Annotated in this window: 9 protein-coding genes; 7 read left to right on the top strand and 2 right to left on the bottom strand. The window is 64.3% G+C overall.

Going from position 1 to position 10,204, the window contains the following annotated elements; translation table 11 throughout:
• Nucleotides 1-96 precede the first annotated feature (96 nt).
• The 3 genes from ATO3_RS19015 to ATO3_RS19005 all read left to right on the top strand — a co-directional run bounded on the left by ATO3_RS19015 (nt 97) and on the right by ATO3_RS19005 (nt 3,397).
• Entirely contained in the window at nt 97-1,185 is a 1,089-nt protein-coding gene (locus ATO3_RS19015) for an ABC transporter ATP-binding protein (RefSeq protein ID WP_088651481.1), read from the top strand.
• 1 nt (nt 1,186) lies between these two features.
• Nucleotides 1,187-2,473, top strand: a complete 1,287-nt coding sequence (locus ATO3_RS19010; protein WP_088651480.1) for a Gfo/Idh/MocA family protein — start codon at nt 1,187-1,189, stop codon at nt 2,471-2,473.
• A 624-nt stretch (nt 2,474-3,097) separates the two neighbouring features.
• Nucleotides 3,098-3,397 carry a hypothetical protein gene (locus tag ATO3_RS19005; RefSeq protein WP_088651479.1) on the top strand — a complete coding sequence of 100 codons (300 nt, stop codon included), beginning with the start codon at nt 3,098-3,100 and terminating at the stop codon, nt 3,395-3,397.
• A gap of 104 nt (nt 3,398-3,501) precedes the next feature.
• On the opposite strand, the gene ATO3_RS19000 is transcribed toward ATO3_RS19005, so the two are convergent.
• A complete protein-coding gene (locus ATO3_RS19000) occupies nt 3,502-4,401 on the bottom strand; it encodes a sulfotransferase family protein (RefSeq protein WP_088651478.1) in 900 nt (299 codons plus the stop codon).
• A gap of 393 nt (nt 4,402-4,794) precedes the next feature.
• On the opposite strand from ATO3_RS19000, the gene ATO3_RS18995 reads away from it, so the two are divergent.
• Nucleotides 4,795-5,502 (top strand): L,D-transpeptidase, encoded by a 708-nt coding sequence (locus tag ATO3_RS18995; protein WP_088651477.1) that lies wholly within the window; start codon nt 4,795-4,797, stop codon nt 5,500-5,502.
• Between the two features lie 2 nt (nt 5,503-5,504).
• On the opposite strand, the gene ATO3_RS18990 is transcribed toward ATO3_RS18995, so the two are convergent.
• Nucleotides 5,505-5,930, bottom strand: a complete 426-nt coding sequence (locus ATO3_RS18990; RefSeq protein ID WP_088651476.1) for an Lrp/AsnC family transcriptional regulator — start codon at nt 5,928-5,930, stop codon at nt 5,505-5,507.
• Nucleotides 5,931-6,044: 114 nt separating this feature from the next.
• Between ATO3_RS18990 and rocF the strand changes: the two genes are divergently transcribed.
• The 3 genes from rocF (at nt 6,045) to ATO3_RS18975 (ending at nt 10,117) form a co-directional block, all read left to right on the top strand.
• Nucleotides 6,045-6,974, top strand: a complete 930-nt coding sequence (gene rocF / locus ATO3_RS18985) for an arginase (RefSeq protein ID WP_088651475.1) — start codon at nt 6,045-6,047, stop codon at nt 6,972-6,974.
• A 25-nt stretch (nt 6,975-6,999) separates the two neighbouring features.
• Entirely contained in the window at nt 7,000-8,052 is a 1,053-nt protein-coding gene (locus ATO3_RS18980; protein WP_088651474.1) for an ornithine cyclodeaminase, read from the top strand.
• Nucleotides 8,053-8,788: 736 nt separating this feature from the next.
• On the top strand, nt 8,789-10,117 hold the full coding sequence (locus ATO3_RS18975) for a WcaI family glycosyltransferase (protein ID WP_233152220.1): 1,329 nt from the start codon (nt 8,789-8,791) through the stop codon (nt 10,115-10,117).
• The last annotated feature ends 87 nt before the right edge of the window (nt 10,118-10,204 follow it).

Below are 10,204 nucleotides of genomic sequence, written 5' to 3'. Positions count from 1 at the left end.
CTGTCCCTGGTGCCCGTGCTGATCGCCTTCATGGCGTTCCAGAAGCTGATCATCCGCGGCATCGCCACCTCCGGCATGAAATAAGGAACCTGTGAAATGACCGGTCTCACACTTCGCAATGTCGGCAAATCCTACGGTGCGGTCCAGGTGATCGAGGGGCTGAACCTCGACATCCACGACGGGGAATTCCTGGTGCTCGTCGGGCCCTCGGGCTGCGGCAAGTCCACCCTGTTGCGCATGATCGCAGGGCTGGAAGAGATCACCGACGGCACCGTCTCCATCGGCGACGTCGTGGTCAACGACCTTCCCGCCTCGAAACGCGAGCTGTCGATGGTGTTCCAGAGCTACGCGCTTTACCCGCATATGTCTGTACGCAAGAACCTGGCCTTCGGGCTGCAGAACCTGAAGATGGGCAAGCAGGAGATCGCCCGCCGCGTGGCCGATGCCGCCCGCATCCTGCAGATCGAGCCGCTGCTGGATCGCAAGCCGCGGCAGCTGTCGGGCGGGCAGAAGCAGCGGGTCGCCATCGGCCGGTCCATCGTGCGCGAACCGCAGCTGTTCCTTTTCGACGAGCCGCTGTCGAACCTTGACGCCGAGCTGCGCGTGCAGATGCGGGTGGAGCTGGCCGCGCTTTACGAGCGGCTGAAGACCACGATGATCTATGTCACCCACGATCAGGTCGAGGCGATGACCCTGGCCTCGCGGATCGTGGTGCTGCGGGGCGGCAAGATCGAGCAGGTCGGCACCCCGGCCGAGCTGTACACCCGCCCGGCGAACCTGTTCGTGGCCGGCTTCATCGGCTCGCCCAAGATCAACACGATCCCGGCCAGGGTCACGGTGGATCACAGTACGCGCATGGCGAAGATGGCCGATTTCCCGGCCTTCGCGCTGCCCGAGCTGGGCCTGTCGGGCAGTGACATGACGATCTGTGTCCGTCCGGAAAAGATCCGGCTGGAGGGCGGCGACATCACGACCGAGGGACGGATCCGGCTGGTGGAATATCTGGGCGCCGAGACGCTGGTGCATATCGATCTGCCGTCGGGTCAAACCCTGCTGTTTCACGCCGCGGGCCCCGACATGCACCGCACCGGCGACAGCGTGACGGTGGGGATCGACATCGCGGACATGCATTTCTTCGACGGCGAAGGCGATCGGGTCGAGCCGCAGTTCAGCCAGGCCGCCTGACATGCGCTATGCCATCATCGGCTGCGGATCCCGTCACCGCATGTTCCGCGACGCGCTTTGCGGGACATATGCCGACCGTCACGAGCTGGTGGCGCTTTGCGACAGCAACCCCAGTCGGCTGGCGCTTTCGGCCGCAGAGGCCGGGCGGCCCGTCGCCACCTGGCCCGCGTCGGGCTTTGCGCAGATGATAGCCGACACCCGGCCCGACACGGTGATCGTCGCCACGCCCGATCACACCCATGCCGAATACGTTGCCGCGGCGCTGGAAGCGGGCTGCGACGTGATCTGCGAAAAGCCGCTGGCGACGAATGCCGACGAGCTTCGGCGGATCCTGGCCGCGCAGGCCCGGACCGGGCGGCAGGTCACGGTGACCTTCAATTACCGCTATTCCCCGGCCCGCACCCAGCTGCGCGAGATCATCGCGGCGGGCACCATCGGTCGGGTCACCGCCGTCGATTTCCGCTGGCATCTGGACCGGGTGCACGGGGCCGATTACTTCCGCCGCTGGCACCGGCAGAAGGAAAATTCGGGCGGGCTACTGGTGCACAAGGCAAGCCACCATTTCGACCTGTTGAACTGGTGGCTGGATGCGCGCCCATCGCAGGTCACCGCCGCGTCCAGCCGCGCCTTCTATACGCCCGAGACAGCCGTGGGGCTGGGGCTGGCCGGGCATGGGACGCGCTGTGCCGATTGCCGGCTGGTGGAGGATTGCGATTTCGCGCTGGTGATGGACGACGACCCCAACCTGCGCCGCCTGTATCGCGAGGCCGAGGCCGAGGACGGCTATAACCGGGATCTTTGCGTCTTCGACGATGAGATCGGGATCGAGGACACGTTCCAGGCCCAAATCCGCTTCGACAACGGCGCGACTGCGAATTACACGCTCTATGCCTATGCGCCCTGGGAGGGGCTTGAGGTGACCTTCATCGGCACAAAGGGAGAGCTGACCCATCGCCACGTGGAGGTGCACGGCATTTTCGGCGGCACCCGTCCCCCGGGCGAGGAGGAGGCGATGACGACCACGCTCCACCTTGCCGGCGAACCTATGCGCGCGGTGCGGATCCCGGAAGGATCGGGCGATCATGGCGGGGCCGATCCGCTGATGCTGGAGGATCTTTTCGGCGACGGCCACGATGATGCCCACGGCCGGGCGTCCGACCACCGGGCCGGCATGTGGGCGATCCTGACCGGCATCGCGGCCGATGCATCGGCTCTGTCCGGCGGCGCGGCGGTCGATCCGGCCAGCCTGGTGCCGGCTGTGCACAGCCCCGGTCTCGCGATGGGCTGATGCCGTCGTCCCTGGCGACCAATTCCGTGCCGCGGCCAGCGTCCAAGGCGGCGCGCAACCCGTCGCCCCCGGCCACGTGATTCAGATCCGTTTCCCGAGGCGTCGCGGTGATCCGCATGGCGCTGTCTGAGATCAGGGCCATCGCCCCGGCGCCGGTCGGGGTAGCGGTCTGTTCCCTGTCGGTCTTTGTCTTCTGCCTCTGCCCGCAGCTGTGCGAGCCGGCCGCGTTCCTGCATCTGCGGGCGGTTCGGTGACGGCTGGCTTCATCCGGATACCGGCCCGATACTGCGGTAATATTCAGCATTGGGCCGGCCGGGATTAGCCGCGACTTCGATTGATTTCGAACTTCTGAGCAGAGTCCGGTGCGACGAACGGCCCGCTTAGGTTGTGTGTCTATGCCCGTGCTGATGAAATTTCAGGCGAATCCAACAAAGCAGCGCCGGAATTTTCGGACAACATATTTGTTAAATAGTGGCAACCCATTGAAAAGTACGGTGTTCGTACGGCGGCAAGGATATGCCGAAATGTATTCATGGTGGCAAGTACCCGCCTAATATTGAGTCATTTGATTTTGAGCGGAACACGTTTGATGGCAGCAGACTCCTTACAAAAAGGAGGCACGACATGTCACAACTATATGGAATCATTGGTATTACCTTCATCGTTGCATCTGCGGCGGGGCAGCTTGCCGCGCAGCAAGAAGGTGTGGGCGGCGGGGTGTCCGGAGGCGCCGGAGGCGCTGGCGCAGCCGGAACGGCCACCGCCGCAGCAGAGGTTGGAGGCGCATTGGCCGGCATCGGCACCATGGGCACCATCGGTATTGGTGTCGGTGCGACCGGCGCGGTCCTGGGCGCTGCGGCGGCCTTGAACGCAGGCGGGTCGACCACCACCACGACAAGCACGACGGGTACCACCAGAAACTGAGTGCGAGGGCGGACAACCCGCCTCGGTCGCTCGCTGAAAGGCCCCGCCCTGCGCGCAGCGGGACGAGGCCCGCCATGGGCGCATGACGCCCGTGGCGAACCTGCTCAGCCGAGTTGCTGGCGGAGCGGAGCCTTCTGCTTGTTACCCTTCCTGGCGGACGGGGATGAAGCCGTGCTGCCCGTCCTGAACTCCTTTTGGAAGCGTTTCCACTTCCCGGCGAATTCGGCTTCGAGCTGTTCGCGTGTCTCGGGTGGCAGGCTGGATGGAACGTCGATGGATCGTCGCAGCAGCCGCTTGCCCATGGCGATCACGCGGCGCGGCATGAGCATGTTGAGCCGCTCGTAATGTTTCCACCGCCGCAGCTGCGCCAGAAGGGCGCCGTCCATGCCCTGATCCTCGCGCCTGTGCAGCGCCTCCTGCGCGCCGACCTCGGCGATCGCCTCGTCCGAGGCGTCGACCTCGAGGAAATCGAGCACCTCGGCATGGACCGCATCCTTGTCGGCCTTGTACTCGTCGAGGAAGATCACAAGAATCTGGTCGCGCGCGAAATATTTCTCCAGCGTCTCGACGGTCGCCCCGTAGTCGCTGGTCTCGACGATTTCCGGCCACTTCTCGAGCGCCTCCTCGATCGGGATCTCCTCGCGGGCGTTCGACAGCATCTGGACGTAGTGGCTTTCGATCCGGTCGATCGGGTTGCGCACCATCAGGATCAGCTTGGCATCGGGGATATGCTCGGCCAGCCGCCGGGCGGTGCGCTCGACGCAATCCGACATGGCGTAATCCGGCGTGCCCTCCATCACCAGCGCATCGTCGGGGGCATCGGCAAAGAGGTCCTCGTACCAATCCATGTCCCGCTTGGTGAAGAGGTTGTTGAAGTAATGCGTCTCCTTCTTCGGATACATGTAGATATCCGGGTGGCGCATCAGGGCGTTGCACAGGGTCGTGGTGCCCGATTTGGGGGCGCCGACAACCATGGCCTGGGGAAGGGTGCGGGTATCTGCCATGGAAAACCTCCTGAATGTTGGCGCGTTCAGGTCAGAACTGGGTACTTGGATCGAACATTGCGGATCGCGGCACAGGCAGCGTGATGGTGATCGCTGAGCGATGGAATATTTGAATCCGGGTATTCACATGTGAAGCAAGGGTGGCATGTCATGCGCGTGATTTCCACTCTGCGTAGCGCTGCCGGGCTCGGATTCGGCGGGTGAGGACCGGGGTGCATGCCGAATGGGCAGGAGGCAGGACTGCCGGCTCTGGCCTCATCCTGTCGGCCAAAGGTCGCCCGGAGGTGGCAATGAAGCCGCATGGTCTTCCATGTCGGCGGCCGCCGGTCCATGTTGGGCGCAGCCAGCCCGACGCCGGTCGGGACAGACCGAGACGATGACCAAGGATGCCGAATGAAGACCTTCCTCTATGCCACAGCCCTTTTGGCGCTGGCGGCCTGCACCGCGCCGCCGCTCGAAGGAGAGGGGCCCATCCAGGACGACGTTGGCCGTGCCAGCAAGGCGACGCTGGACATGTACGGCCCGGTCGAGGATGGCGGCTGGACGGTCGAGGCGATCCCGCAGAAGTACATGTCGGAAGACCGCAAGCGCCAGGAGGTCGCCTATTATGCGCCCTACGCGGCGGGCACGATCGTCGTCGATCCGGGCGACAAGCGGCTTTATCACCTGCAGGGGGACGACCGGGCGGTGCGCTATACCGTGGGCGTCGGCAAGGCGGGCTATGATTTCACCGGCGAGGCCCGGGTCCAGTACCAGAGGGACTGGCCCGGCTGGACGCCGACGGCGAACATGATCCGGCGTGAACCCGAAACCTATGAACAATGGCGCGGCGGTATGGAAGGCGGGCCGGAGAACCCGCTGGGCGCGCGGGCTCTCTATCTTTATCGCGGCGGGCGCGACACGCTCTACCGGATCCACGGCACGCCCTATCCGTGGACGGTGGGCTCGGACGCCTCTTCGGGCTGCATCCGGATGTTCAACCAGGATGCCATGTACCTGGCGACCCAGGTCGAAAACGGCTCGCGCGTGATCGTGCTGGACCGGTCCGAGGCCGGGAAATGGACCTCCGGTTCCGGCGAGGTGTATGCCGACGCGTCCTGATCTCAGGTGACGTGGGACAGCAACAGCGAGGTCTGGCTGTTGAGAACGCCCGGGATCTCGCGGATGTCGCGCAGGACCCGGTCGAAGTTCAGCAGGCTGTCCGATTTGATCTCCACCACCAGGTCCCAGGCGCCGTTGGTGGAATAGATCGTCGAGACCTCGGGCAGGCGTGTCAGCGTGCGGATGACCGCGCGCGACATGCTGCCCTGAAGCTCGACCAGGGTGATCGCCTTGATCTCTCCTTCGACATCCACATCCGTTTCGATGGTAAAGCGGCGGATGCGCCCTTCGGCCACCAGCCATTCCAGCCGGGTGCGCGCCGTGGTGCGCGAGACGCCGGCGGCATGGGCCAGCTCGGTCATCGACATGCGCGCGTTGCCGCGCAGGGCGGAGATGATGGCGCGGTCGGTGTCGGTAAGATCCTTCATTGCGCGATTCGTCCGGTATTGCCGCCGAATTGGCCAAAACTTCTGACGCTCTGATCAATATAGCAGTCAAATCCGGCGTTCGGAAGGTGCATCTCTGCTCCGAAAGGAGCATTCATGACACGCAGATGTTCACTTCTCGGCGCGGCCATCGAAACCGGCGCCTCGCAGCGCGGCTGCCTGATGGGACCGGCGAGCCTGCGCACCGCCGGTCTGGCGCAGGCGATCGGCACGCTGGACTGGACCGTCACCGACCTTGGCGATACCAGGATCGACGGGCAAACGCACGTCCCGCACGAGAATGGCGCGATCCATCACCTGGCCGAAACCGCCGCCTGGATCGAAACGCTGGTGCCGCTGGCCCAGGCCGCCGCGCAGGCGCATGATCTGCCGATTTTCATGGGGGGCGATCATTCGATCTCTGCCGGAACCGTTCCCGGCATGGCGCGGTTCGCGGCGGGGCAGGGCAGGCCGCTGTTCGTCCTGTGGCTGGATGCGCATCCCGACCTGCACAACCTTTTCAGCACCGAAAGCGGCAATCTGCATGGCACGCCCGTGGCCTATTTCACCGGCCAGCCCGGGTTCGAGGCCTATCCGCCGCTGGTGTCGGCGGTCGATCCCGCCCATGTGTGCATGATGGGTATCCGGTCGGTCGATATTGCCGAGCGCGATGCCATCGCACGGCTGGGGATCGAGGTGCACGATATGCGCGCCATTGACGAGACCGGCGTGCTGCCGCCGCTCGAGGCTTTCCTCGCTCGGGTCCGGGCCGCCGACGGTCTGCTGCATGTCAGCTTCGACGTGGATTTCCTGGATCCGGCCATCGCGCCGGCCGTGGGCACCACCGTCCCGGGCGGCGCCACCTTCCGAGAGGCGCACCTGATCATGGAAACGCTCTGCGACAGCGGGCTGGTGCGTTCGCTCGACCTGGTGGAACTGAACCCCTTCCTCGACGAACGCGGCCGCACGGCAACGCTGCTCTGCGATCTGACCGCCTCGCTGATGGGCCGCCGCGTGCTCGACCGGCCGACCCGCCGCTTTGCCTGAGCCACAGATACAGGAGAACTCCGAGATGACCGTCCCCAGCCCGTCGCCCCTGGCCTATGTCCCCTTCGTGTCGGTGCAGAACATGATGCGCCTAGTCCATTCCATCGGGATCGAAGCCTTCATCCAAGAGCTGGCCGGCTATATCGAGGAAGATTTCCGCCGCTGGTCGGAATTCGACAAGACCCCTCGGGTGGCCAGCCACTCGCGCGACGGTGTGATCGAGCTGATGCCGACGGCGGATGCGGAGAACTACGGGTTCAAATACGTCAACGGCCACCCGAAGAACATGCGCGAGGGGTACCAGACGGTGACGGCCTTCGGCGTGCTCTCCTCGGTGGCGAATGGCTACCCGATCCTGCTGAGCGAGATGACCGTGCTGACCGCCCTGCGCACGGCGGCGACCTCGGCGCTGATGGCGACATATCTGGCGCCGGAGGGGTCACGGGTGATGGCGATGATCGGCAACGGGGCGCAATGCGAATTTCAGGCGTTGGCCTTTCGCGCGCTGCTGGGGATCAATACGCTGCGGCTCTACGATCTGGATCCGGAGGCAACCGGCAAGGCGCGGCGAAACCTGGAAGGGCAGGGGTTCGAGGTCGTGACCTGTGCCAGCGGAGAAGAGGCCGTGGAGGGCGCGCAGATCATCACCACCTGCACCGCCGACAAGCAATACGCGACGATCCTGACCGACAACATGGTCGGCTCGGGCGTGCACATCAACGCGATCGGAGGCGACTGCCCGGGCAAGACCGAGCTGCACCGCGACATCCTCCTGCGCTCCGACATCTTCGTGGAATACCCGGAACAGACCCGGATCGAAGGCGAGATCCAGCAGCTGGACCCGGATCACCCGGTAACCGAACTGTGGCGCGTCCTGCGCGGCGAGGCGCAGGGGCGGGTCGATACGCGGCAGGTGACATTGTTCGACAGCGTGGGATTCGCGATCGAGGATTTCTCGGCGCTGCGGTATGTCCACGCGCGGGTTCGCGGCACGCCCTATGCCGAACCGCTCGACATGCTCGCCGATCCGGACGATCCGCGCGACCTTTTCGGGATGTTGGAAAGGGCCAGGGGCTGAGGCCCAGGCCTTCTGCGCGGCCTTGCGGCGGCGACCTTTTCGAGGCGGACAAGATCCAACTCTCGCAGATATATCGCAACCATACGTATAGCTGCGGTGCAGCGGGGCCGGGCCGCGCTGCACCCCTGAGGCAAGGTGCAATCGCTGCGCAATCGCCACCGCATGCCTCGCATGCACAAAGTTCGGCCCAGCGGCCTCATGGGTGCGGTCCGGCTGGCACTCGCCGGGGTTCTCACCTGCAAAACAGCGGATTTACAGCGCTTTGTGACCATAATCAGGCGTCGCGCTCCGAACGCGGTGCGTCGGATGAGAAGCTTTCCGCCTATTCTGCAGCGGGTTTGGGCAATGAATGTGCTGGCCCGGATCAATCATGCCCCAGGTCACATTTTTTAATGATCGGCGGTTGATTAATCTACTCGCATGGTTGAGTCATGGGCCCAACCGCATCAGGCATCGGTCGAGACACCGGGCGGCCTTACGAACGGTCACCAGAACTGCAATGCGCTGTGGAGCGAACATGAGATCAGTGCTTGGATCATCTGAGTCACCCAGCGCGCGCCCACCTGCAGGCCGCGTCGTAACAGGTCATTTTTCGATTGGGCCTGGCCAGCCGGACGGGTCGCTGGGCATGTCCGGCTGATCGCAGCGCGCTTCTTGAGACCTGGGATGAAACAAGCTGGCGCTACGGCAGGGATGCGGCGTCGAAAGTAAGCATGGGTGAGTCGTGAAGTTATTGTTGCTGGGCATCAACTACGCGCCGGAGAAGATTGGAATTGCGGTCTATTCGTCGGGCCTGGCGGAAGAGATGGCCGGCCGTGGCGTCGAGACAGAGGTGATCACGGCGCTTCCGTATTACCCGGACTGGCAGGTCTTCGAAGGATGGCGTGGGCCGTTCTGGCGACGGCGCACCGGCGAGAACGGCGAGCGCATCATTCACTGCCCGCTGTGGGTGCCGAAAACGCCCACAGGCAAGAAGCGGATCCTGCACCACGCGGCTTTTGCGCTGACCGCTCTGCCCGTGGCGATCTGGAAGGCGTTGTTCTTCCGTCCCGACATCGTTTTCGTGGTTGCCCCGGCCATGGTAGCGGCCCCTGTCGGCGTTCTTGCCGCGAAGCTGGCGGGTGCCAAGTCCTGGATGCACATTCAGGATTTCGAGGTTGAGGCCGCGCTGGCCACAGGTTTGCTCACGGAGGAGGGCCGGACCGGACGTTACGCGAGGGCCTTCGAACACTGGATCCTGCAGCGTTTCGACGTGATCAGCTCTATCTCGCGCCCGATGCTCGACAAGCTGAGAGAGAAGGGTGTCGCCGCCCAACGGATCCGGGAGTTCCGGAACTGGGCGGATCTCTCGCGGATCGAGCCGATGGATGGCCCCTCGGGCATGAGGGAAGAGCTGGGTATCGAGACGCCTTATGTCGCGCTCTACTCCGGGAACCTGTCCAACAAGCAGGGGCTTGAGATCCTGCCGGAAGCGGCGCGGCTTCTTCAGCATCGCGAGGATCTGACCTTTGTCATCTGCGGCGACGGCCCGATGCGCGAGCAGTTGGTGGGCGCCGCTCAAGACCTTGCGAACATCCGCTTTCTGCCGCTTCAACCGATTGATCGGCTCAACGATCTTCTGGCAATGGCTGACGTGCATCTTCTGCCGCAGATTGCGGGCGCGGCGGACCTGGTTCTGCCGTCGAAGCTGACCAACATGCTGGCCTCCGGCCGCCCCGTCGTGGCCACGGCCGACGCCGGCACCGCCTTGGCAGAGGAAGTAGAGGGCGCCGGCATCAACGTCGCCCCCGGGGATGCCGCCGCCATGGCGAAAGCACTGGACGCGTTGCTGTCCGACCGCGACCTTCGCCTGTCCCTGGGGCGGATCGCCCGAGAGAGAGCGCTGACCAACTGGAACAAGACCGCGATCCTGGACACCCTGCTTGCCTCTTTCGAAAGACTGGTGGCGGGCGGATCTTCTGCCGGGGCCGACGTTGATCTGCCTGTCGCAAAAGAAGCCTACACCAATGGCCGCACGACTTCGAACTCCGAAGACCGGAACCAAAACAACCTGTCTAAATCCTGACGCACAGTTCGGAAGCCTAGATATGAAACGCGTATCGATCACCGACTTGGGCGACACTTGCAAAGCGCGCCCGGCACATATTATCGG

Source organism: Marinibacterium profundimaris (genome assembly GCF_002210095.1).
GTDB lineage: Bacteria > Pseudomonadota > Alphaproteobacteria > Rhodobacterales > Rhodobacteraceae > Marinibacterium > Marinibacterium profundimaris.
The sequence above is the reverse complement of the archived record's forward strand: the minus strand, read 5'-3'. Positions and strand labels throughout refer to the sequence as shown.